The sequence below is a fragment of the Rhizobium tibeticum genome, from assembly GCF_900110205.1.
Classification (GTDB): Bacteria; Pseudomonadota; Alphaproteobacteria; order Rhizobiales; family Rhizobiaceae; genus Rhizobium; species Rhizobium tibeticum.
Genome location: NZ_FOCV01000034.1, coordinates 1 through 25,006 on the forward strand (window position 1 = coordinate 1; position 25,006 = coordinate 25,006).

At 58.8% G+C, this 25,006-nt stretch carries 15 protein-coding genes and 2 pseudogenes; 7 read left to right on the forward strand and 10 right to left on the reverse strand.

What is annotated here, in order from left to right:
* From BSG20_RS27490 to BSG20_RS27520, 4 genes and pseudogenes are all read right to left on the reverse strand, one after another.
* A pseudogene (locus BSG20_RS27490) lies at nucleotides 1-436 on the reverse strand (IS110 family transposase); the annotation flags it as partial.
* Between the two features lie 322 nt (nucleotides 437-758).
* A complete protein-coding gene (locus tag BSG20_RS27495; RefSeq protein WP_072380539.1) occupies nucleotides 759-1,124 on the reverse strand; it encodes a VOC family protein in 366 nt (121 codons plus the stop codon).
* Nucleotides 1,125-2,695: 1,571 nt separating this feature from the next.
* Nucleotides 2,696-3,196 (reverse strand): serine protease inhibitor ecotin, encoded by a 501-nt coding sequence (gene eco, locus BSG20_RS27515; RefSeq protein WP_072380531.1) that lies wholly within the window; start codon nucleotides 3,194-3,196, stop codon nucleotides 2,696-2,698.
* 245 nt (nucleotides 3,197-3,441) lie between these two features.
* Complete coding sequence (locus BSG20_RS27520; protein ID WP_072380529.1) at nucleotides 3,442-4,233, reverse strand: SDR family NAD(P)-dependent oxidoreductase; 792 nt, start codon at nucleotides 4,231-4,233, stop codon at nucleotides 3,442-3,444.
* 187 nt (nucleotides 4,234-4,420) lie between these two features.
* Between BSG20_RS27520 and BSG20_RS27525 the strand changes: the two are divergent.
* The 3 genes and pseudogenes from BSG20_RS27525 to BSG20_RS27540 form a co-directional block, all read left to right on the forward strand.
* Nucleotides 4,421-4,688, forward strand: a pseudogene (locus BSG20_RS27525) (transposase); the annotation flags it as partial.
* Between the two features lie 90 nt (nucleotides 4,689-4,778).
* Complete coding sequence (locus BSG20_RS27530; RefSeq protein ID WP_072380549.1) at nucleotides 4,779-5,594, forward strand: class I SAM-dependent methyltransferase; 816 nt, start codon at nucleotides 4,779-4,781, stop codon at nucleotides 5,592-5,594.
* Between the two features lie 614 nt (nucleotides 5,595-6,208).
* Complete coding sequence (locus BSG20_RS27540) at nucleotides 6,209-7,072, forward strand: serine hydrolase domain-containing protein (protein ID WP_244541457.1); 864 nt, start codon at nucleotides 6,209-6,211, stop codon at nucleotides 7,070-7,072.
* A 394-nt stretch (nucleotides 7,073-7,466) separates the two neighbouring features.
* Here BSG20_RS27540 and BSG20_RS37810 read toward each other — a convergent pair whose 3' ends face one another.
* Nucleotides 7,467-7,733 (reverse strand): hypothetical protein, encoded by a 267-nt coding sequence (locus tag BSG20_RS37810; protein ID WP_072380526.1) that lies wholly within the window; start codon nucleotides 7,731-7,733, stop codon nucleotides 7,467-7,469.
* 351 nt (nucleotides 7,734-8,084) lie between these two features.
* A complete protein-coding gene (locus BSG20_RS27550) occupies nucleotides 8,085-8,372 on the reverse strand; it encodes a DUF982 domain-containing protein (protein WP_072380524.1) in 288 nt (95 codons plus the stop codon).
* 263 nt (nucleotides 8,373-8,635) lie between these two features.
* Between BSG20_RS27550 and BSG20_RS27555 the strand changes: the two genes are divergently transcribed.
* The 4 genes from BSG20_RS27555 to BSG20_RS36675 all read left to right on the forward strand — a co-directional run bounded on the left by BSG20_RS27555 (nucleotide 8,636) and on the right by BSG20_RS36675 (nucleotide 10,563).
* Nucleotides 8,636-8,908, forward strand: a complete 273-nt coding sequence (locus tag BSG20_RS27555) for a BON domain-containing protein (RefSeq protein WP_072380522.1) — start codon at nucleotides 8,636-8,638, stop codon at nucleotides 8,906-8,908.
* Between the two features lie 129 nt (nucleotides 8,909-9,037).
* A complete protein-coding gene (locus tag BSG20_RS27560; RefSeq protein WP_072380520.1) occupies nucleotides 9,038-9,433 on the forward strand; it encodes a DUF1236 domain-containing protein in 396 nt (131 codons plus the stop codon).
* A 98-nt stretch (nucleotides 9,434-9,531) separates the two neighbouring features.
* On the forward strand, nucleotides 9,532-10,359 hold the full coding sequence (locus BSG20_RS27565; RefSeq protein WP_072380518.1) for a DUF1236 domain-containing protein: 828 nt from the start codon (nucleotides 9,532-9,534) through the stop codon (nucleotides 10,357-10,359).
* Nucleotides 10,360-10,410: 51 nt separating this feature from the next.
* Nucleotides 10,411-10,563, forward strand: a complete 153-nt coding sequence (locus BSG20_RS36675; protein WP_167371610.1) for a hypothetical protein — start codon at nucleotides 10,411-10,413, stop codon at nucleotides 10,561-10,563.
* 194 nt (nucleotides 10,564-10,757) lie between these two features.
* Here the strand turns inward: BSG20_RS36675 and BSG20_RS27570 are convergent, their stop codons facing one another.
* The 4 genes from BSG20_RS27570 to BSG20_RS27585 form a co-directional block, all read right to left on the reverse strand.
* Entirely contained in the window at nucleotides 10,758-12,062 is a 1,305-nt protein-coding gene (locus BSG20_RS27570) for an HlyD family type I secretion periplasmic adaptor subunit (protein WP_072380516.1), read from the reverse strand.
* Between the two features lie 55 nt (nucleotides 12,063-12,117).
* Nucleotides 12,118-14,760, reverse strand: a complete 2,643-nt coding sequence (locus BSG20_RS27575; RefSeq protein ID WP_072380547.1) for a calcium-binding protein — start codon at nucleotides 14,758-14,760, stop codon at nucleotides 12,118-12,120.
* 24 nt (nucleotides 14,761-14,784) lie between these two features.
* Nucleotides 14,785-16,524: a type I secretion system permease/ATPase gene (locus tag BSG20_RS27580; protein ID WP_072380514.1), complete on the reverse strand. Its 1,740-nt coding sequence runs from the start codon at nucleotides 16,522-16,524 to the stop codon at nucleotides 14,785-14,787.
* A 75-nt stretch (nucleotides 16,525-16,599) separates the two neighbouring features.
* Complete coding sequence (locus BSG20_RS27585; RefSeq protein ID WP_072380511.1) at nucleotides 16,600-24,759, reverse strand: peroxidase family protein; 8,160 nt, start codon at nucleotides 24,757-24,759, stop codon at nucleotides 16,600-16,602.
* Nucleotides 24,760-25,006: the final 247 nt, after the last annotated feature.

A 25,006-nucleotide genomic window follows, 5' to 3' on the forward strand; every position in this document is an offset into this window, starting at 1 on the left:
CCGCGGATCTGGTTCTCCAGCGTGACCCGCTGACCAACCAGTTTCTTCCTGGCAATCAGCAGTGAACGAACCGCATGCGCAGGCAAAGACTTCACATGCACGACCTTGAAGAAGCCGGTCCGGGCAAGATGGGCGAGACCAGGAGCATCGTTGCGATCGGTCTTGTGTGTCGCAAGCGACTTCAGCGCCTGGTGAGCCTGACGGCTTTCGATGCACACTACGGGAACGCCGCGTTCGACCAAACCATGATAAAGCATCGGCGCCATTCGCCCGGTCTCAAACACGACGCGGCTGCAAATCGGCGCCTTGGCCAGCTCCACTTCGATAGCGGCTGGTGTCGATGCGGCATTGCCTTGATGGGCAATCGCGCCGTCACGGTCCAGAACACAGATGTGCGTCTCGTCCATCGAGACGTCAATCCAGCAAAATACTCCATGGTCAGTCTCCTCTTTCTATGACGGGGCCCGATCTTAACAGGCATCGGGAGAAGAGCTCTTGACCATTACCCGATGTTGAAAAAGTCGAAAATCCGGGCCTACCGAAAAGTCAGCCAATTCGTGATCTGAGCGAATGTTGCCGCACGATGCTGTTTCACTTCCGCTACGCGGCCCCATGCTGCTTGAACGCAAAATTGGCAGGTCCCCCAGCTCAATTTTCTGTGTCGGCCTCTACGGCGGTTAAAAAAATGAAGGTTGCAGAAAACGGACTTTTTCAACGATATCGGCCAAAAGCAGACGAAACCGCTGCGGAGGCCGGACTCAGTCCTTCTTGAACTCGAAGAGCTCGACGATGTTGCCCGACGGATCTTCGAGCAGGATGGCACGGCCAGCACCGCTGGCGCTTACATCGCCGCGGAAACTTGCATCAGCCCGGCGCAACCGCTCAATCAGCGCATCGAGTTCGCTCGTGATGATCATAAACCGGTTCCACCCGCCCGGCTTCGGATTGCCACCCGCCTGACCACCGCTTCCTGCACCTGGGGCGCTGAGATAAAGCGTCAGTTCGTCGCGCACGAGCGCGGCAAATTTGCCCGGATTGTGCTTGTCGAGCTTGAAATTGAGGTTGTCTCGATAGAACGCGACCGCCTCGTCAACGTCGACGACGATATATCGGACGGAGACCATTCAGGCTTCTCCTTTGTCTGATAGCGACACAATTTTATGTCTACTTTCTAATCTATACCAAAAGCCGATAGGTAGACACCGGATTACTCAACGAGGCGACGAAGCGACATTTCCGGGACCACACATTGGCAGAGACCTCCCATCCGACGACTTGACCCGTCGAACAGTTGGCGGATTGGGAGGGCGCTGAGTTTTAGTTCGAAAATCCGGACATTGATAACTGCGCTTCTGACATCGTCCGCCAATGTCGTGAACTCCTCGACATAGTACATGCCACGGGAAACCCTATCGGACCGGGCCTCGATCGCTTCTCGATCATTCCTGATCAGGAACGCACTTCGGACTGGAATTTCCGGGAAACGAGGCGTTGCCCAAGTCGGGATCGTCTATGAAGTAGAAGGTGTAGCAGAGAGCCTCAAGGTTCCCATGAAGCCCCCTCGGCGACATCAGCTACGACAGCAAAGGTGATATAACGCGCCTTGGCCGCGTGCGACATGGCGGAAGAATGACAACGGCAAGATCGGCTTTACGAGGAACTGAACTATGCTTTAGTGAGAGGAAACTGACACCGCTATTCCTCAGCGCGAACGAGCTTCATTTTTCGTAACTCGTCGACAATGATCGGGCTCAGTCTGAGGGATGAATATCGACGGTTGCCAGCCAACTTCGCGCTTCTTGAACGGTCAGCGTTGAGTTTGGATAACTCGGCTCTAGCGCGGATGCCGCGATACGCGATACGCGACAGGCCAAGTTCCATGAATGGCCAGCCAGACTTGGTCGCAACACCGAGCTCCAGGGCAAGTGGAAAGTCGAAGACCTCAGGGATCCGCGCTTCGTTGCCGGTATTTCGAAGGGCTAAGTTCAGCAAATCGATATAGGCTTGCCAAGTTGGACATACCGGAAACGCAACACGTCCTCGATCATGTCGAATTCGCGCCGAACAATGGAGTTTACATTTATCTGAGGCGGTGTCCGAACCTTGGCAGCGGGGTTCTCGGCTTTGGTCGCTTCATTCTCGGCGATCTTGTTTGCTCGTTTCTTTTCCGCCTTATACAGCGATCGCAAGCAAGGCGGGGGTACGGAATCCCCGTCATCCAATCGACTGCCGTGCTCGCCCCTACCGCGCCAAATGCGCTTTCCGTTTGAAAGACGTAGCGCTGGATTCTTAGAAAGATGGACGAGTAATGCTTCTTGGAGCCCGTATTATGCGGATTGGCAGGAATGAGATCATCGACTTCGCCTTTTCTGATCTTTTCCAGCATGTTGTCAAAGAGCCGTCGCAATCCGAAGGGGTCGACAGTCCAATTCGTCGAAAGCAGTCTTGAGGGAAGACCAATGCGCTCATGCGCCTCCTTTGAGGCCGTGACCAGATTGTCGCGCTGATTAACTGACAACTCATTGGTAGTCCGTTGAATAAACGCGTGCACATCTCCCTTAGCGGCGCGAGATATGAGAAGTCCCGCCGCCGACCGCACGCGCTGCCCCTCCTCGTCGCGTAGGCTGATCGGTGGCATTGAACCATCCAACGCATCGCGAACCCGATCGGCGTCTTGCCACCGAACGAAGTGTCGTTAGTCCGTCGGTCTCTCTGGGCCGGCTTTCCAAACCCGGTACCGGATTTCCACGTCGACAGGCGCAAACACCACGAGGGGAAGCCTGCTGTTGTATCGTAAGAGCGGCTCGTCTGAGCTACGCACGAGCGTTTTTTTCTTGGTGTTATCCGGGCAAGCCATTCTCGTACTCGCGACCACGCCAACCCCGGTAACGACGTAGTAGTCGTATCCCCAGCCATCAACCGTACGCTTCTCCAAGCGGGAACTGAAGGTATGCCGATTGCAGTCCACGAACTCGGTTCGACCTACTATCACTCCAACCCGCCGCGCATTTTCGTCGGTACGCTTTGGCAGGAAGATAACGTGTCGTTGCTGGCCCGCGGGTGCCTCGGGAAATGCCTTCAACTCGTCCCGCGCCTTCGACTCCGCCGCAGCAACCCCACTGACCGCGAGCGAAAGGAAAACCAAAACTCGAATCGAGTATTCCGCAGCTTTACCCGCCCAAAATGAAGTCGCCATTTTTCACCCTTTTTCCCTCAGTAGTGGCCGAGGTTGGGTTGCCGATACCGCTATCGCTTTCACTTGACGCCCGTCCAGCTTGCATGCCCAGATCGCGTACCCGTGGATCATCCAGAACGATGATGTTAGCGTCGGGTTGTATTTCAGCGTCTTGAGATGGAAAAAGCAATGTTCGTTTGGGCCGGACTGCCGCTGCTGCCTGAGTAGTGGGGTCTGTGCCGCCATGTCAATGAGTGAGCCTGCGGCTAGAGAGTGTCGATAACCCCACCGTCAACGCGAACGGACGCGCCAGTGGTTGCGGAAGCGAACGGCGAGGCAAGATAGGTCACCAAGTTTGCGACTTCCTCGACACTGGCGGCACGTTGAATGATCGAGCTGCCGCGATGCTGCTTGACGAAGGCGGAAGCGATCTCCTCCAGCGGCAACCCGGTTTTCGCTTGCTCGTCGGCAAGCATCGCTTCCACGCCTTCGGAAAGCGTGGGGCCAGGGAGTACTGAGTTCACGGTGGCACCCGTGCCAGCCATGCGCTTGGCGAGACCGCGGGCAACCGCGATATCGGCAGTCTTGCTGACGCCGTAGTGGATCATCTCGACCGGAATGTTGAAACCGGATTCGGAGGCCAGGAATATCACGCGGCCCCAGTTTAACTTCTGCATGCCTGGGAGATAGGCACGGGAGAGCCTAACGGCGGACATGACGTTGACCTGCCAGTGCCGATCACAGACCTCGTCGCCGGCGTCGAAAAAGTCGATCGGCTGGAAGATGCCCGCGTTGTTGATCAGGATGTCCACCTGAGGAATTTTGGCAACAAGTGCCGCACACCCCTCGGCGGTTGAGAGGTCCGCGGCAGCAGACTTGACGCTGCTCCTTGCACCTTCTCCCTTGAGCCGTTCAGCGGCCTTTGCAGTCTTGTCCTCTGACCGGCCGTTGACCACGACATCCGCTCCAGCCCTTGAAAGCTGGCGGGCAATTGCGTAGCCGATGCCTTCCGTTGATCCTGTGACCAAGGCCCTCTTACCAGTGAGATCAATTTGCATTTTCTGCTCCTGTCGAGGTTGGATGACGAAACCTATAGTCAGTTTTGCGGTCTCGCAACGTTCGATCGGCTCGACGCCTGGAACAGGCACATTCTTCTAGTACTCGCTCTACCAACGGCGGCTTTGGGCGGAGGCTGTGTAAAAACTCGGTCCCGATGTACACTCATCTTCGTAGATCGGAGGTGATATGTCGGGCTATATCGAGGGCACCAGTCGTGATCAGGTTACTCTCTTTCCAGATCGTCTTGAGGATTGGATCGACGAAGATCATCCGGCTCGAGTGATCGACGCATTTGTCGATGCGATGGATCTCGCCGGTGCTGGCTTTGGCCGCATCTCGCCCGCGCAAACGGGACGTCCGTCTTATCACCCCTCCGTTCTGCTGAAGCTTTTTCATCTATGGCTACTTGAACCGCATCCCTTCGAGCCGGCGGCTTGAACGCGAAGCCGGGCGCCTGGGTCGACCCGGTTCCCGCTTGGCAGGCGACCTGAATCTTATCTTGATTTCACTGAAAAACGTTTCGACGCATTTGGAGGGAAAGATAATGGCGCAAGACTATGCTCTGGGACATACAGATGCCGAGATGCGGCGGCTGGCGACGCAGGCAAGGCTGATCGACCCCATAACGCGTCGGTTTTTCGAAGCCGCAGGCCTCAAGGCTGGGATGCGCGTACTTGATGTCGGCAGCGGTGCAGGTGACGTCGCCATCCTCGTCGCCGACATTGTCGGCCCCGGCGGAGAGGTGCTCGGTACCGATGTATCCGCAGTTGCCGTCAAAGCTGCCGAAGAGCGAACGAAGTCGGCGGGCCTGAAACAGATCGAATTCCGGCAAGGCGATCCCGCTGCGATGGCTTTCGGAGCGCCGTTTGATGCCGTGGTTGGCCGCTATGTTCTGCAATTTATCCCCGACCCCCACACGGCGCTGGAAAAGATCGCACTGCATGTGAAGCCCGGCGGCATCGTCGTCTTCCACGAGTTGGACTGGGGCGGCGCGCGATCCTCTCCGTTGGTGCCGACCTATGAACTCGTCTGTAACTGGATCAGCCGCACGATCGAGGCGGCCGGAGCAAGAACAAGGCTCGGCACTGGACTGGCACCCGTCTTCGAGGCCGCAGGTCTTCCCCCGCCTTCACTGAGGCTCGAGTCTGTCCTTGCCTCGGGCCCTGCGGCCATCGACGTTGTTCACCTGGTGACCGACCTGGTAGCAACGCTTATGCCGTCGATGGAGCAGTTCGGCGTGGCCACGAAAGACGAAATTGGTCATGCCGATCTCGTGGGCCGCATCATGGCCGAGATCGGCACGGTTGGTACGTTGATCGGTCGGGCTGAAGTGGGTGCGTGGACCGTAAGAGCGGGGTGAGCATTCTCGGCAACCAGTCGGCCGGACGTATGCCACCACCGGGAGAGATCACTGAGAAGATCGATGAAGATCCCCGATCAAAAAGGCGTCCGATCGACTTCATAGACTCGCCAGCCTGCCATCGGCCCCAGATCTCCGATCGGTGAGCAGCAGAAAAATACATGCGACGTCGACGCTTCATGTCCACACTCCTCTTTGACAAAAGAATAGCGTGTTGCATTCATCCCGTGAGCCCACCGCCGGATGCGGACACCGTTGTACCTAACACCTGCCAACACAAGATCATTCTTCGAACCTGCTTGCCACGGCAAGTGTTCGATCAGCGTTGCTGACGAGATCGACGCTGCCGCCGTATTTGAAGCTTTCTGGTTCGGCGCCTCCTAGTCGTGGGAGCATGCTTTGCGCTTATGAAACTTCAAAATCGATATGGGGTCTTTTGACGAAGCGATTCGATTGGTGAAGTCATGACCAGCAGCCAACTTTCTCTCGCTGAGAAGGACAGGATCGTTCCTGGTGCCGGATGGGACGAACTGATGCCGGGAGACACTGGCTGGTCATCATCGCACCTTGCCAGCCTTGCGCAAGATTTGGCGGACGGCCGCTCGACAGCGCTCATGCTCATCGAGGCGGGCCGCATCGTCTTTCAATGGGGTGACGTTGCCTGCAAATCCAGCGTGGCATCCGTGCGGAAGAGCCTGATCAACATCCTGTACGGAATTTACATTGCTGAAGGCAGGATAAACCCGGACGATACGCTGGCAGATTTGGAGATCGATGACGTTACGCCTCTGACGGAAGTGGAGAAGACCGCGACGGTGCTGGACCTCTTGAAGGCTAAATCAGGTGTCTATTTGCCCTCGGTGTATGATACCGACAAAGGACGCCCGCCAAGAGGAAGCCACAAGCCCGGGACCCATTGGTTCTACAATAACTGGGACTTCAATGTTCTTGGAACCATCCTGGAGCGTCAAACGGGGCAAACGGTGTTCGAGGCGTTCGCATCGCGCGTTGCGGCATCTCTTTCGATGCAAGATTTCGGCTTGGACGATGGCCATTTTCTCCACGGCCCGGAATCTCGGCACCCCGTCTACAAGATTCGCATGTCGACCCGCGACCTTGCTCGTGTCGGATTACTCTATCTCCGAGGCGGTCGATGGGGCGAAACGCAACTCGTGCCCGAGAAGTGGGTTCAAGAAAGCACTCAACCCCATTCGGAAATCGGAGAAGGAAAGGGATACGGCTATCTCTGGGTGACTGCCGCAGCAAACGCTCCTGGCGACTGCATCAGCACCGATGTGCCCATGTTTTACGCCAGCGGATTCGGAGGGCAGTACATCATCGTCTTGCCCGCGCTTGATCTCGTCGTCGTGCATAAATCGGCACGGGTCGATCATGGCGTCAACCATGCGAGAATGGGAGAGATCATACGTCAAGCGCTCGCGGCCGCGCCGGATCGTAGGTTAGCTCCAACGAGGTAGGTCGTTGTGACACTACAAGTCTCGTTTGTCTCTTGTGGCGCTTGCTCCACAATGCTGGTTCTTTGCATAGATTGTATGTGGCGGCATGCTCGACGAAGCTCCTCATGGACGAGACCCCTCGCTGAGCAAAGCGAGGGCAATCCCGCGGCCGATACCGCGGCTTGCGCCTGTTACCAACACGACGACATCTTTCATGCTGGCCAGTCTCCAATCGATCGATGTTTACAGGCGCGGCTGGTGAGCGTGCATTTGGGCTGCGGTATATCGCCCTGGAGGCGAGAAAGAGAGGCGTCGGACCCTAGCGCAGGCGCTCGACAGCCAAGCCGGTCATTCCGATCTGGACATCGACATTCTGAAGGCGAAGAGGACTCTCTCGTTGCTAGAATTCTGCTGACTACTCGCGAACCTCAAGCCGGTCACCGTATTTCAAGGCAAGCCGCCGACACTCGTCGCAGTCAAGCGTTATACCTTCCAACTCTATTGTCGCATTTGCGGTGCTACAAACGGAGGGGTCGAGCCTCGCGACGTGCAGGATCGCGTTGCCAAGCAGCAACTTGCATGGAGCAGTCTCAACTTCGGGCCCGCTGACGCTATGCGCAACAATGCCTCGCACGGTAGCGAGCCAATTACGCTTTCGGAAGATGCTCCTGTCCTCAACCATCAATGCCACCGCGGTCTGGGTTTCTCCGAGTAAACCCTTTCGAAAATCGGTTGTTCCGAAAGAACCGCAGCGTCGCGGACTACTCGGCCCTAAGTCCCAAACCCGAACTTTCTTAACGTTCGCAGATTTCTTCACGAAGGTAAGTAAAAGGATGATCGCTATGCTTTTCGGCACAGACTCTTCCGCGGACGAAGACTAGCTACAGCGATGTCCGCCGAGCCTGATCTCGATAGCTCGATGCTGGGCCGTGTGGTGTTGCTTGAGGCGTATATCGAGTAAGATCGCAAGGCCGGACCCAACTGGCAGCTGGTGGTCCATGCCAGGATCAAAGACGAACCGATTGCTGCAAGCTCAGTTCTCAGTGAATGATCCGATCACGAGTATGCCTGCCTCTTCCGCGGCTCGAATGAGGGCAGCACGCGCATCCTTGACCGAAACGTCACCGTAAAGAGCATCCAGGCAAGTCTTTACGGCGATCATGTATTCCTCACCGTCATCAGAGGGCCAGGCGAGGATCAGCGCCTTTGCCATATCGCGGAGCGATTTGACGGGCCTGTTCTCTTTCTGTCCGCTCATAACAAGTATCAGAGGAGCGAACTCTTCGCTTCTGTGCCGTTTCATTACACCGACCTTTTGCATGGCTTAGCAATTCATTAACCGTGCAAGAACCGTTCCTGACAGGAACGGCGCTCGGCCGCCCGACGCGGGTCTAGGCGACGGTCTCGCAACGACTAAACCTCCCTATGTCCTTTTCGAATAAGGAGGAGGTCGATTTAAGCCAGATGACAACGGGGGAAGTCGGACCTAAGTCTGACTGGTTCGCTTAGGTCCGACTACGCATATTAGATTTAGATAAAATAGATGAGGTTCCGTGGAGGGGGCGGAACAGGAGGAGTGAAACTATGAAGTTCGGTTCTGATAGCTACAGCCATGAAGAGTGCTGTTCGCAAGGCCATAGTTCGGCGTCGACCATCGCGACAATCGAAGCAGCGCTGTCCGCTGATCCGGATCTCGACAGCAGCGCCATCACGATTAGGATGCTCGGCCCTGTCGTCCTGCTCGAAGGCTATATAACAAAGATCGTAGACCGCGAGAGAGCCATCTCCCTTGCTGCGATGATCGTAGGCCCGCAGAACGTCCAGGACCGGATGCTGGGCCGCTTCCCCACGCAGTGACGAACGGTACTCCTGAAGATTAGGACGAAGGTCCTATAAGCCACGGACTGAAGTCCTAGCTTGGGAACAGTCGCTCCATCAGACAGTTTTTCTGCAGCGGACAAACCGCGCCAAAATGGAGGAAAACCAATGAATATCAAATCAATAGGAATCGCGGCAAGCATCCTGTTGGCATCGACCTCTGCCTTTGCGCAGTCGTCGACGGTAACAGGAGCAGCAGGTGGTGCGGCAACCGGTGCTATCGTCGGTGGCCCTGCTGGTGCTGCTGTCGGTGGCATCGTCGGCGGCGTTGCAGGCAGCCTCCTTGAGCCGCCGCCGCCAAAGGTCGTGACCTATGTTCAGCAGGTTCCTGCCCCGACCGAACGTGTCGTGGTGAAGGAGAAGATTGTCGTCGGACAGCCGCTGCCGACGACCGTGGTCGTGACGCCAGTTCCCGATGAACCGAAGTATGCATACGCAATCGTCAACGAACAGCGTGTGATCGTCGAACCTTCCTCCCGGAAGGTCATCCAGGTCATCCAGTGACGGACGGGCGGCTTCGGCCGCCCTCTTCCACCAATGAGGGCACGCATGCCACGCATGATGCGGGCGGCATCGGGTGTCCCAAACCTCGGAGATTGATCATGAAAAGCAGTCATCTGACGATGATGCTGACAGCGCTGACGCTGAGCGTGTCGCCGCTTGCAACCCTTCCAGCCACGGCCCAGCAGGACACGCAGAGCAGCGGCCAGGCTAAGTCTGGTTCTCAGATGGTTACTCCATCCGGCGCGGGTGCGCAGACGGGCACGCAATCCGACTGTACCCCCGACGCTTCGGGAGCCTGCCCGCAGGGCAAGGCTCAGTCGTCGCAGCAGAAGTCCGGCCAGAGTCCAGACACGCAAAAGAGTGCCAAGCAGCCTTCGAACGACAACTCTTCGACAAGCGGAAGCGCGTCCGGCAAGTCTTCGACACAGACAACGTTCGGTTCACAGGACGCCTCAGGTAGTACCACGACAGAGCAGAAGTCCAACACCAAAGCGGGAACCACGGACGGCAGCGGCTCGGCCCCCTCGGCCTCGAGGAGTAGCACCACGCAGAGTGGCGATGCGGCGAAGCAGTCGAACCAGAACTCCTCGACGACCAACAACAGCTCTATTGAAACCAACGTCAACAACACCACGACGAACAAACAGACGTCGAACAGCAAGACCAATGTCAATGTCACCGTCGAGCAGCAGACCGAAATTCACCAGGTAGTGCAGGAGGTCCATGTCGCGCGCGTCGAGGAAGTGAACTTCACCGTCTCCGTCGGAACGAAACTCCCGAAGAAGGTCCGGCTTGAACAGCTGCCGCCGCGCATTGTGAAGATCGTGCCGGAGTATGAAGGCTACCGCTTCTTCATCCTTGCGGATGGCCGGATCGTTATCGTCGATCCCGATGCTCTCACGATTGTCTACATCATCGAGGCCTAGCAGGCGTTTCCCGGCGGCGTCTCTTGCGCCGCCGTGGCGCAGGAGGAATCAATGATCTACCATGAAGATAAGCCGTCCAGCATGGCCTTCCCCATCATCGTCATCCTGATTGCCATGATCGCGATTGTCGGCAGTCTGGCACTGTCATCAGACCATCAGACAACAACACGGGTTTGGGTTCCTTCGAGTTCGGCAGGGCCGTGATCCCATCTCATGTCATGACCGCTTCGGGGCCGGAAGCGGTCATGAATATTCAGCTTGGGAAGCTTGACCTTTTGCAGAGATTGCAGGGGTTTACCCACCTCCCGATAGTCACGAACTCCTGGATTGCGGCCGCGAGAGCGTTGTTGCACTTTGAGAAAATTCCCATCAAAAATCCTGGCCGGTGCGACTGCCTTCTACTCCTCCCTGAATGCCTTCATCATCTGGTCGGTGAAGGGTTTGGCGAAATAGGAAAGCGCAGTCCTGTCATCGGTCTGGACGAAGACCTCGACCGGCATACCGGGCATGAGCTTGTTGCCTTTGAGCATGCCGAGATCGTGAAGGGCGATCGATGCCATGTAGTAGGGCTGGCCGGTCGCGCGATCGACGGTGGTTGCTGCGGCTACGATTTCCACATTGCCAGGAAGTTCAGGAGTCGTTCTCTGGTTGAATGAGGTGAAGCGGAGCCGAGCCGGCTGGCCAACGGCAATCCTATCAATGTCGACGGGCGGGATACGGATTTCGACCTTGAGCTTATCGGTTTGAGGAACGATGGACATGACCGTGGCCCCCGATGCAATGATGCCACCCAACGTATGGATCTGCAGGTCGTAGACGAAACCGTCAACCGGGGCGCGAACGTCCATTCGCGCAAGCCGGTCGGCCGCTGCAATGCTTCGCTCGCGCAGCTCTGCAAGTTTGGCATCGACCTGCAGAATACCTGTCTGCGCTTCCTTGCGAACTTCATGATCGATCGTAAGCAGCTTGACATTGATTTCGCTGACCCGTCCGAGCGCTTCTGCAATCTTGGCGGCCAATTCGCCTCGCGCACCCTGCAAGCGGGCTTTTTGCCGCAACAGGTCGCGTTTCTTCTCGATCGGCACCAGCCCCTGCTTGAGCAGGCGATCCAACTTCGTCAGTTCCTGATCGATGATGGCACCTTCCTGGTCGTTGGATTCGCGCTGCGCTGAAAATCCCCGCACCTGCTCATCGAGCTGCACAGCCTGCAGCCGCAACTGGTCCTTCTGACTGGACAGCATCCGCCGGTTTTGCTCAAACAGCTTGACTTCGCCTGAGGTAATCGACTTGGGCAGCTCCTCGCCGAAGTCAATCTGAGCGCCGTCGTCACGTTCTGCTATCAACCGCGCCTGCATTGCCGTCAGTTGCTGCAATTGGCTTTTGATGATGGCAAGTTCCACGCGGGTCTGGGTATCGTCGAGCCGCAGCAAAACGCTGCCCTTTTTCACCGCGTCGCCATTGGCGACCGCAATTTCCGAAACGATACCACCGTCTCGGTGCTGGATAGCCTTGACTTGCTCGGGCACGACGACACTGCCCGAAGCGATGACTGCGCCTGACAATTTGGCGTGCGCTGCCCAGCCGCCGACGCCGATAACGAGCAGTCCCGCCAGCGTCGCCGATAGGATGATGCGGGCTGAAACTCCGAACGCATTGGCACTATTGCTGGACTCTGGCCGCTCAGTTTCATCAGTCTTACCCATAAAGCCTCCCCATATTTCTGTGTCTGCTGTGTGCGCCAATCTGGGCGCAACTCGATCAAGCCTGGTTTTCCTGCGTCGTCAGATCCAAGACGGCCAGCACGAAATCGCGCTCGGTCAGGTCGTGGTGACCGTGGAGAAGAATCTCGATGTCGTCGTCGTGCTCGAGATCGATGATGGTTCTCACCACGGTCTGTTCTGCATCTTCGAAGTTGCGGTAATGGAAGGTGATTGATCCGGATCGCGGATCGTCGTCAATGCTCAGGCCGCCGAAGAAGAGATGGCTTCCGAGAGCGGAGAAATCGATCTTATCGCCTGTGGCGAAATCTCGGATCTCGTCGCGGATATTTCCCGACACAGATCCGATGGCGAATATGAAGACGTCGCTGCCATCGCCACCTGCCAACACCGTCACTCCACCGGCATCGACAAGAACATCATTACCACTGCCGCCGATTGCAATCTCGACGTTGGCCAGGTGATCGGTACCAATCTCTTCCCCGCTGGCTGTGCCGGATACGAGATCAATCGTCACCCCGTTCCTCGTGGAGGTGGCATCATAGCTGTCCAGGCCACTGCCACCGTCGAATGTGTCGTCTCCATCTGAGCCAGACAGCAAATCAGCGGATAGCACGACGACATAGATGTCGTCGCCATCATTGCCTTCAATGTGGTCATGACCGTCGCCGCCAACGAGGATATCATCATCGCCACGGCCTACGAGGCGATCATTGCCGGCCGCTCCATGCAAGATGTCGCTGCCTTGCCCGCCTTTCAGATGGTCGTTGCCGCCGCCGCCGCGAATGATCTCGAAGTCGACGATCGTGTCGCGACCGACCTCTTCACCTTCGACATATCGCTCCTCGATATCGGCAAGGACGGCCTGCAGCAAGGCGCCTAAATCCAGCGTGTCAACACCATCCCCGCCATCATATTCATCATCGCCATCATCGGAGCCTGGCGCTGCCGGCGCCATTTGGACGATATCGTCACCCTCGCCTGCGTCGATCAGGTCGTCACTTTCACCGCCGATCAGAACGTCATCGCCAGCACCACCGTGAAGCAGGTTGGCGGCATCGTCACCGGTTATGACATCATCATAGGCGGTTGCAGATACATTCTCGAAGCCGTCGATCCGATCAGAACCGGTCGCTGTTCCGGTCGCCGATCCGGTCATCAGGTCGATCGCAATGCCTGAACGACCAGCGCTCGCGTCGATCGTATCGACGCCTTCCCCACCAAAATAGGCGTCGTCACCATCCGTGACATCAGGATCCTGAGACGCACTTTCGTCGCGCTCGAGGCCCATGTGAACAATGTCATTGCCGGCATTGCCAAACACTGTGTCAGCGCCGCCACCACCGGAAAGGTCGTCGTTACCAGCACCGCCTTCAAGCAGATCGTTGCCAATCCCGCCGACAAGCACATCGTCGCCGCCGTCGCCGAACAGCCGGTCGTCGCCGGCCCCGCCCACAAGCCGGTCATGGCCCTCGCGCCCGACCAGAGTGTCGCTGCCATCCTCGCCATAGAGATCGTCGTCGCCATCCTCACCGAACATGACATCGTCGCCGCCGCCACCGAAGATGATGTCGCGCCCTGCGCCTGCGTAGATTATGTCAGCGCCGTCCCCACCCAGAACTGTGTCCTGGCCCCTGCCACCAGAGATAACGTCGTCACTCTCGCGGCCATAGATGACGTCATTTCCGTCCTTGCCATCGATGATGTCCTCGTGCGGCGTACCGAGCAGCCGGTCGTCGCCGTCCGTACCGGAAATCTCAACTGGCGGATGCCTGACCAAGTCCATCGACGCTTTTGCGACGGCATCACCGGTGCGGTCGCTGACCCGATAGGTGAAAGTGACCTCGCCGAGGGCTCCGCGATTAGGCGTATAGAGCCACCGACCCGGCCCGTAAGCCTCGATCTTTCCTGCTGAAACGCCGATATCGGTTATGGACAGCGGATCGCCGTCCGGGTCGTGAACCAATGCAAGCAGATCATCGAGAAGGATCAATGCCGAGAGGTTCATCATCGTATCGGGAAGTCTCGAGCGGCCGGCGGAGATCGGCAGCCTGTTGATCCGGTCGTCGTCGACATCATCTGCGGGCGGGTCGTCTGTCCGGGGATCGGGGTTGGCATCGGAGCCGAAATCACTCCACCAATCAGGCAGCCCTCCTTGGCCACCGTTGGGGTGATCAGGAGATGGCCATGGGCCAGGTCGATAAGAGACATTGGCCGGAAAACGGTAACTGTCGCCGTCGCCTGGAATACGCCCGTCATTGTCGTTGAAGGCCCGCACCAGCCGGTTCATGTGAATGCTTGAGGAGTAAGGTTCGCCGCCACCGGCAAAGCTTAGTTTCACCGATACCATGCTGCTGGAGGTGGGAGCAGGATTTCCCTGTGCCGCGATCTCTGCCGCTAGCTGGCGCAGGAAGGCTGCCGCATCCTCGATTGCACTAAGGCTTACCTCGGCCGGCGGAGCGTGATCAGCGGTCACGTCATCTTGAAGCAAAGGTAACTGCTGTCCGGCGTTATTTTCGTCAGATCCGGCCAGTTCAGCACCGACCACCCCCACGACGAGCGCCGGCAGCATCCCATACTTTACGCGGCCATGCGGCTCCTTCTCGCTCAGACGAAAAGCATTGGCCGGTGCGACGATGGACTTTCCGTCGTTCGGGAGGCCGAGGACAAGTTTTTCTTCCATGGCCATGGCCATCCACCTCTCTGGCTACTCTCCCACATGCGATCGAGGAGACCGCTCGGATGGCGCGGTTCGCTCGACGACGAGCGGGCGAACCTTACTTGGTTGTACGATCTCGTCCTTGGGGCCGAAGGCGACGAGACGACCATTCTGGACAACACCCACCATGTCGACCGCCTGGAGGGAACTCGGTCGATGCGCGACGATGACGAGGATGCCGCCGCGCTGCCTGACGGATGCGATCGCTTGCGTGAGGGCCTCCTCACCCTCGGCGTCGAGATTGGAGTTGGGCTCATCGAGCACCACCAGGAAGGGATCGCCGTAGAGCGCCCTTGCAAGCCCAATGCGCTGGCGCTGGCCGGCCGAGAGCGCGGTGCCATGTGGTCCCAGTTCCGTTTGATAGCCTTCGCGCAGATGCACGATCATTTCATGAATGCCGGCGGCTTTGGCGGCACTGATGATCTTGCGAGCATCCGGAACCTTGGCGAAGCGCGAGATGTTGTCGGCGATGGTGCCTTCCATCAGCGCGACATCCTGCGGAAGATACCCGACATGACGGTCAAAGAAATTTTCATTCCACTGGTTCAGGTCAGCCCCGTCGATCCGGATCGATCCGCGCAGTATTGGCCAGATTCCAAGGATCGACCGTGCAAGCGTGGTCTTGCCGCCACCCGAAGGGCCGATCAGTCCGAGCGCCTGGCCAGCCTTTAGCGCAAAACTCACGTCGCTGACCAACACGGCGCCCGAATGCGGGGCAACGGTGGTGACGTTGTCGACAACGAGACTCTGATGCGGCGATGGGAGTTCGATTTGTCCGCTCTTGTCCCTGAGGACCGCTAGAGTCTCTGTCAACCGGTGATGACTGCGGCGCGCACTGACGATACCCTTCCACTGAGCGATGACCTGGTCGACCGGCGCCAAGGCGCGAGCCGTGACGATCGATGATGCGATGATCGCACCCGGCGACAGATCACCCCTGATGGCCAGGAAGGCGCCAAGGCCAAGCACGGCTGACTGCAGGATCATCCGCAGCACTTTCGAAAGCCCCGACAGTGTCCCGCTGATATCTGATGTCCGTGTCTGACAATCGAGGTGGCTGCGATTGGCCCTTTCGAACCTTTCCACCGCCCGACCGGTCATTCCCATGGCGTGCAGGATGTCGGCATTGCGCGCATTTGAATCCGCCACCGAACTGCGTGTCACCGACGTCCTGATCATCGACTGGGCACTGCGTCTCGTCATGAGCTCCGTCGTCGCAGCGATCAACCCCAGCACGATTGCACCGCCGATCGTCAACAGACCGAGCATCGGATGGAGCAGCCAGACGAAGGCAAGATAGAGCGGCATCCAGGGAAGATCGAAGAGGGCGATCGGCCCCTGACCGGCCAGAAATCCGCGTAGAGTGTCGACGTCGCGCCCCCGTTCCATCGCCTCTGCGGTTGAATAGCCGTAGCGTGGCATTTCAATCGCGACCGTGTGGGCAAACGGTGCAAGGCGATTGTCGAGACGGGCACCCAGTCTGATGAGAATCTGAGATCGCAGGATGTCGAAGACGCCCTGGAATAGATAAAGCCCGATTGCCAGAACCGATAAAGCCACCAGCGTGGAGACGCTGCCGCTCGTCAAGGCTCGGTCGTAGATCTGCAGCATATAGAAGGCCCCAGTCAGGGCCAGTATGTTGATGATGCCCGAAAGACAGAAGAGATAGGCGAAGATCCCTCGGACTTTCAAAAACCCGTATTGCGGTTTGGCCGTTCCGACAGTCATGACGATTTCCCCCCGACGCGTTTTTTTATTGTCGATGTCCCGGCCGGCTCACCGGCCGGGACTTGAACGGCTCAATCAGGAGACCCCGTTGAAGTCGTTGGCCGTGAGGTTATGTCGACCGATGAGAACCAGCTCCAAGTCCGCATCGGGGTCGGCATCAGTCGTCGCGCGGATGAGGGTAACCTCCTCGCCATCGCGTACCTCGTGTGAGATCGCCACCTGGCCGGCCGCCGTCAGCGTTGAGCCGGCGTTCAGGGTGAAGGACTGTTTTCCATTCGTCCCCTCGTTGGCATCGATGGCTGAGAAGGAGATCTTGTCGCCGGGTTGGAAGCCGTAGATTGTATCTCCGTGCGCCGCTGCGACCGATTGGAACTGGAACGTGTCGTTGCCCGCTCCACCATCCATGACGTTGACTGCCGTCGTCGCAGTGATCACGTCGTGGCCGGATCCGCCGACAAAGTTCTCGAACCCGTAGATCACATCGGTGCCGCTATTGCCGCCGCTGACCTGGCCGCGACCCATGAAGCCATTGCCAAGATCGACCGTGAGGTTTGCAGTGGCAACCGAGTAATCGAGCGTATCGGAGCCGGCCTCTCCCCAGTAGCGATCGTTGCCATCACCGCTGGTAGCGATCACCGTGTCGTCGCCGGCCCCACCCCAGGCGCTGTCGTCGCCGGCACCGGTTTCGATGAAGTCGTCACCCTCATCGCCGTAGGCGAAGTCCGCATTGCCATTGCCAAACAGCATGTCGTCGCCAGCGCCCCCATGCATCTCATCGTCACCTGCGCCGCCACCCATCGTGTCGTTGCCGGCTCCGCCAAGGAGCACATCGTCGCCATCCTCACCGCGCAGGATGTCATTGCCACCCTCCCCAGCCAGCGTGTCGCCTGCCCCGCCACCGAGCAGAGTGTCGGCCGCCGCGGCCCCTATCAGGACGTCCGCAGCTGTCGTGCCAACAAGCATTCTGGCTGCAACCGGCACCGACGGAGCGTCACTATCGTCCTCCTCTTCGTTATCGTCATCGTCATCGTCGTGGTCCGTGACCTGCGGGCTACCATCAGCTCGGTAGCTGATGGAATTGGTACCGTCGCTAAGCGTGGTGACACCATTTTCGTCGGTTACCTCGTCATAGTCGGCAGCGACCGTTCCCGCGGGCAGTTCAATGACGTCCTGAGGTCGCAAGGTGCCGACGATCGTGTCGTTGCCGCCGTTCGAGCGGAACACAATGCGATGCGCCGAGGTGAGGGCCGAGATGTCTATCGTGTCATCGCCCGCATTGCCATCGATGGTGATGGTGTTAAGGCGCAGGCTGGTTCCGGAGAAGTCACCGATCACCTCGAACGTATCTCCCCCGGCGCTGCCATTGCCGGCCGGATCGGTGCCATTGATGCGGATTTCCTCGATTTCGCGCAACTCGGCGATAACCGAGTTGGCGAAATCGGTGTTCGGGCCGCGCGTGATCACGATCTCGGTCGCGGCATTCAGGTTGGCGCCGTTATTGCCGGCGAGAGCGTCCCATGCGGCGCGGGTGTAGATGCGGTAGGTCTCGGCGACGGCGCCATTGCCGGTGATCACGAAGGTGTCTCCTGCGCCGCCTTCGGTGCCACCATTGACTATGTCGCGGCCGTCGGAATTTGCCAGCGAATTGGCCGCCGCATTATTGGCATTCCAGTTGAGGGTATCATCGCCGGCGTCGCCGTTGAGCGTGTCGTTGCCGGTGCCGCCGTTGACGATGTCGTTGCCTGCCCCGGCATTGACCGTATCGTTGCCGCCGAGGGCATTGATCGTGTCGGCATTGGCCGTGCCGTTATGCGTCGCTCCAGTGGCGGTGCCGTTGATCACGTTTCCGGCTGTCGCCAGGGTGAAGTCCGACACCGTGATGTCGAGCCCATCCACCTCCTCGATGAAGATCGTGCCGATCGTCGCGCCGCCGGCGTCCCGCACCGTGACGCGCGTGTCGTCGGTGCCGGCGTCGATGACGTCCTCGATCGTCACCCGCGTTGCGAAGTTCGCAGCAGTGATCCCGAACCCGCTGAGATCGATGCGGTCCTGGGTGGCCGGCGTGCCGCCGGTGGCATCGAAGCTGTTGATGATGTCGTTGCCGAAGCCTGCGGCATTGTAGACGATGGTGTTGACGCCGCCACCGACGTCGATGATGTCGTTGCCGGCACCGCCGATGATGGTGTCGTTGTCGTCACCGCCGTTGAGTGTGTCATTGTCGGCGCCACCGTCGAGCACGTCATTTCCGTCATTGCCGTTCAGGGTGTCGTTGCCAGCTCCGCCGAACAACTGGTTAGTCGCGCCATTACCGTTGATGGTGTTTGCGACCGAATTGCCGCGGCCGGTGACCGCATTGTTGTTGAGGTCGAGATTCTCGACTTCGGCCCCGAGCGTGTAGTCGATGTCGGATTCGACGCGGTCGGTACCGCCGAGCGTCAGCTCGGTTACCACGTCGCCGGCATCGTCGACGAAGTAGACGTCGTTATCGGCGCCGCCGACCATAGTGTCGGCGCCGAGCCCGCCATTGAGCGTGTCGGCACCGGCAAGGCCTGTCAGCGTATCGGCCAGGTCGCCGCCGGTGATGACGTTGCCGAGCGCGTTGCCGGTGCCGATGAACTGGTCGGCATCGACGCCCGTGTAGGTCAGGTTCTCGACATTGGCCATAGTCTCCAGGGAGAGCGTGGCCAGCAGCGTCTGGACCTCATCAGTGCCGGCATTCAGGGCCTCGACCACCACATCGCCTACATCGTCGACGATATAGGTGTCGCTGCCCCCGAGACCGACCATGGTGTCGAGATCGGCGCCGCCGTCGAGTATATCGTTGTCGCCGGCGCCAGAGCCGCCGATGAGCAGGTCGTCGCCGAGGCCGCCGGCGAGAGCGTTGTCGCCGGTGCCACCGATGATGATGTCATTGCCGGCGCCGCCTGTAATCTCGTCGTTGGTTCCCTGCTCGCCGACGATGAAGTTGTTGACGAGGGAAGCCGACAGGTTGACGCCGCCCGCATCGCGGTTGCCGGGGTCGGCGCGGCTGACGAGGTAGTCGTCCGCACCGAGCAGGTAGCCTTCATAGGTCGCGTTGTTGAAGTTGATCCGTTCGATACCGGTCTGCGCATTGCCTCCGGTGAAGTGCCCGGCGACATTGATCGTGCCGCCGTTGGCACTGATGACCAGGTTGCCGTTGGCGGTGCCGCCATTGTCGTCCTGGGCATTGAGCCCGGTCAGCACCGGCAGCAATGTCAGCGGATCGATGGTGGTCGACACGATCGAGAGCCGGTCGGCCGCGCCGCCGTTGGCGACCTCGTTGATGATGTCGCTGCCGTCGCCGGGATTGTAGATATAGGTGTCGTCCCCGGTTCCTCCGTTGAGCACCTCGCTGGAAGAATAGTTGATCACGAGGCCGTCGATGTTGACGACGTCGCCCGGATTAGCACCGCTGTTGGCATTGGTGCCGCTGACGGTGAACCGCAGGAGAGCATTGGCGGTGAACGGCCCGGTCAGAGCGAAGTTCATGACCGAGCCATTGTTGGAATTGTTGTTGATAGTCTGGATCAGCTGGAATGGCGCCACCCCGTTGGGCGAGAATTCGACGACCACCGTCTCGCCGGCATCGAAGCTGTTCTCGCTGTAGGTGAAGCTGATCGTGGCGGTGGTTGCTGCGGCCAGGTTGATCGTGCGCTGGATGGTCGCCGTGCCGTTGCCCGTATCGTTGTCATCGTCGCGCAACTGCAGCGCATTGCTGTTGTTGTTGTCGATCCGGATCTGACCCTGCGACGCGCTGTTGGTGCCGCTGTTGTCGCCGACCTCGACCCAGGCTGATGCCCAGCCACTTCCGCCGCTCAGGGTCTGGTTGTTGAAGTCGTCGCTGGCGCTGCCCGACGTATTGGTGTTCGGCCCGCCGACCAGGATGTCGTTGCCGCCATTGCCGTTGAGTACGTCGGCGCCGTCCAGGCCCAGGATAAGGTCATCCTGCTCCGAGCCGTTGAGCACGTCCGGCCCGTTGGTGCCGACCAAGATGCCCATGGTGCCATCGAGGAATTGCAGCTTCTCGACGTTCCTGATCTTGTCCGAGCCGTCGAGTTGATCTTCGATGGTGTGGGTGATTTGGATCGACCCGTCCGCATTGCCGGCGAAGGCATATTCGGAACGGTTGCCCTGGTACCTCGCCGTGTCGATGTCGTTGCCTGGCGTGTCGTCCGTCTTGATCTCGCGGATGATCCTGAGCTGGCCGGGATTATAGGTCCCGTTGAACATCTTGGCCGCCAGCGTTGTCATCGACTTGTGGACCTCGAGCACCGTGCCGATGCCGCCATCGGGCCCGATTCCGGACATGACCGCGATGTTCACGTCCAACCACTTGTCGCCGTCGATGATGTCGTCGCCGCCGCGGCCCATGATCGCGTCGCTGCCGTCGCCGCCGAGGATGATGTCTCCGCCATCGAAAGTGGTGACGCCGGCGCCGAGCACTTCCTGCAGTCCGTTGATGAGAGCAATCCCTTCGGCACTAAGGACGCTGCCGAGATAGCCTGTGGTGCCGCCGGCAGACAGCGGTGCTCGATCGACGGCCACGTCCTCGGTTCCGGAAAGCACATCGTTGAAGCGCGTTCCTGACAGCCCTTCCATCGACTCGTACTCGTCCAGCGCCGCATTCGTTGGCAGCGTGGGCGCTTCGTCGAAGATGATCGGTATCGAGAGATCGGCGTTTACGCCGAACGTATTGTCCTTGTAGGTTGCCCAATCGAAACCGGACATACCCACCATTTTTCCTCGGCCGGCACTGCCCACCATGATGTCATCGCCGCCCTCGCCGATGAACTCGTCGAAGCCGCCGTCGCCCAGGAACACGTCGTGTCCCGCGATGCCATCATGGGCGAAGATCTCGTCGAAATTGTCTCCCGGCGCGCCATCGAAGGTGCCCGTTTCGATCCAGTCGTTGCCTTCGTTACCGAGAATGCGTTCGGCGTTCTTGTTGCCATAGATGAAGTCGTTACCTGTTCCGGCAAACACTTCAGATCCCATGTCCGTGCCGAGGAAGATGAAGTCCTGGCCATCGTTGCCCATGACGAGGTCAAGGCCCGGGCCTGCATGAACGACGTCGTTGCCTGCTCCAGCCTTGATGTTATCGTCACCGCCCGAGTCGAGGATGATGTCGTCGCCGTCTCCCGCATTGATGATGTCGTTGCCAAAGCCGCCCTCGAGCCGGTCGTTGCCGCCATCTCCGTAGAGCGTATCGTCGCCAATGCCGGCAATCAGAATATCGGCATTGTTGGTCCCGCCCAACACCACATGGTCGCCACCGGTGTACTTGAGGTAGTTCGTGTCGGCGCCAGCCGTTGCCGGATTGTTGCGCACCACAAGCGGGGTGAGGATGCCGCCACCAACAGGGTCTGCACTTTCGAGACTGCCGTTCCCGTCGAGATCGTTGAACTGCTTTGTCTGATCCACCTCAAGAATGAGGCCGGGGGTTGAAAAGACGTCCGACGGCAGGTGCGTGGCATCGGTATTGCGCATGATCATCGCTGCAAAGGAATTGTTCTCCATCTCGCCGAAGAGGTGAAGTCCATCGAGCCGTTGCAGGTAATAGAAGCGGTCGCCGTTTTGCAGCTTCTCCATCTGAAGCTCAAACACGAAGTTGAACGTCGATCCGAGCATGCCGCCGAATGGCATGATCTGCTCGGCCAGACCGCCGATCCACAGATCCACATTGTTGAGGCCGCCGAGACTACCGCCTGCATAGGCGCCGGTGGCATTGAGGAAATCAAGGCGGTCGGCATGAAAGGCCGCCAACGCGGTGGGATCGGTTGGTACGACGACGCTGCCAAAGGACGTACCAAAGATGAGTGCCATTGCTGCGTCGCGCTTGCCCTCGATCGTGGTCTCACCAGTGATCAAGGAATGCGTTCCGTAGGCTGCGACGAAGTTGATGATGGACGCCTCATGCTTGAGATGGCCAGCAAAGTCGACCCAGCTCTCATAAGGTTTGAGGAGCGAATCCTGGTTGCTGGCGTTATAGAACTGCTCGCGCGCGGCATTGAGCGAGGGAACGCCAACATCACGACCACGTGCAAGATTGATCGTCGCGAGATCGAGGGGCAGGCCAAGCAGGTTGTTGCGCAATGCGCTGGTAACGAACTCGTCGATCTCGTTGCCAACCTGGCGGGTCATCCCGCGGATAACGGCTCCTGCGGAAATATCGTCGTCCACTGCAGCATCCGTCCCGTTGTTGCGGAACTGTATCGGGTTGAGGAAGCCTTCGATGAGACCGATCTGATCCTCAGTGAAGGTGGGATCAAACCGATCGATGGTTTCTGTCAGCATCGAGTGACCGAAGCGGTAAACGACGTGAGCGAACTCGGCCACAATCGAAGGATCGATGGTGACATCGAACCCGTCGGGCACGAGGAAGACGTTAATGTTCGGCTGGATCTTGCGGGCGAACTCTTCGAATACAAGGTGCTGGTACTGCATCTCGGTGCCAAACTTGGCGGCCTGGAAAAGGCGCTCACCGTCCCAGGATAGTCCGGCTAACGAGGTGGGAACCTCCGTGACGTCGACGGAAAGCCATTCGTTCAGAAACGCCACGGCCTCGGCCTGCGAGGCTCCATCATTGAGCATCGCAATTGCATCGGCAAGAACGACCTCTTTGGTGTGCTGTGCGAGGCGGTTGTGTTCGGAATGAAAGACATGATGGACAGCAGTCAATCCGATGTTCTCATTCACCCGGCCGTCGCCGGCGATATAGTGCGCATCGAGGAGCTCGTTGTCGTACTCGGTGGCGCCGTTTCCGGGATTGCCGAGGCCGATCTCTGTGTCGCCGTCGTCGATCTTGCCCTCAGGCACCGCATTGTGGGCGATATCGGCAAGGAAAGCGTGACCGGTGCGCACCGCAAGGTGGGTAATATCCGGTGCGGTACCTTGATCCGGGCCATCCGGTGCTATTGTGACCATGCCCAGTGGCGAGGCGGGCGAGCCGGAGGCCAGTGTCGATGGAGGGCCTACCATCACGACCTGGGGAAAGCCGGTGGGCCCAGGTATGAAGTTGCCATAGGCATCGGTCGCAAGCAACGGCAGGTTGCCGACATGGTAGTCGGTGAGATCAATGCCAAGGATGTCGCGGGCCTGGGCTTTGACGTCGCCCCAGGTCGCCATTCCGCCATCCGCGCCTTGAATGAGATTGCCCGTGGCGACCGGTCGACCGTCGACGAGAACGTATTGGCGCAAGAAGACCTGATGCGAAGGATGAGACGTGTAGGTCTGGTTCTGGTCGACGAAGGACGTCGTGTTGTTCATCGGCCGCACGTCGTCGGCTGTATTCATGATTCCGTCTTGGCCGGCCCCAACCGTGGCGCGTGTGAGCACCATGAAATTCGTGGGACTCGTGGGGTCATACAGCGGATCGTCGGGCTGCAGTGGGATAAACACCGTGCCGCTGCCACCTTTTGCAACAAGATCCAGACCATGGTCGAAGAACTGACCAAACAGTGTGAACCAGGAGTTGAAAGGAGCCGAAAGCCCCTCGTCCGGCGCCGAATTGGTGATTCTCACGTTGGCGCCTTCGAGCTCGATGCCATTTGCCTCCAGAAGCGCCATCAGTGCATCGTCTTCTGCATCGAGAGCTTCGCGCGCCGCGGTCAAGTCGACCAAAGCGTCGGCGGCGGCCTGCTGCAGGGCGGCATTCGTGGGACTGGCGGACGCGGCTGCAGATGCTTCGGCGTAATCGCGTTCGGCAACGCCGACAGCATTGAAGAGAGGTTTGAGCGGCTCGTATGCTGCCGAGATTTCCGCTGTCACCGCCATCTGCTCCGACGGGGCCACAATTCCTGCGCGTTGGAGACCGGTCAGGATCGCAGAGGGGTTACCAAGTGTCTGGTCGACGATCAGGTTCGAGATGGTTCGCACGCTACCGTCGACCACAATCGAGCCGGGATTGCTTGACGGATTGTAATTGGCAGCGGTCGGTACCGCTGGGGCTGGCCCGGGGCCATCCATATCAAGCGGCGTTCCCGAAGCCGGACGATAGTCGGTGCCGAGGTGTTCCGGGAAGGGGTTGTCTGCTGCACCCCACTCCGGGTTAAGCAGGTTGTTATAGCTTCCGTCCACTGTGCGGAGACCCCAGGCAAGGTTGTATGTGGGGATCAGTCCTCCTGGACCATATAGCGGCTGGCCGGCAGCGTGAGCCTCAGCAATCTTGATTTGCTTCAAGATGAATTCAAGGTCAGAACGAATGTAGGAAACCATCTCTTCTCTCCCCTTTAATTTAGGTTGCCGCGCTGCAGCATCACCAGCCGAATTACATTCACCAACGGCCCGGCATTTCTTGTCAGCCGACCAAAATCAGAAAGATCGACGACAGAAACGTCCGGTTAATCTTGTTTTTGAATAATCAGCGATTGCCAGGTCCCTTGAACAGTTGCCTTGGTCCGGGCATTTCTAAAGACTTTGTACCGAGGGAGGACGGGACCTTGGGCTCTGGAGACAATGGGAC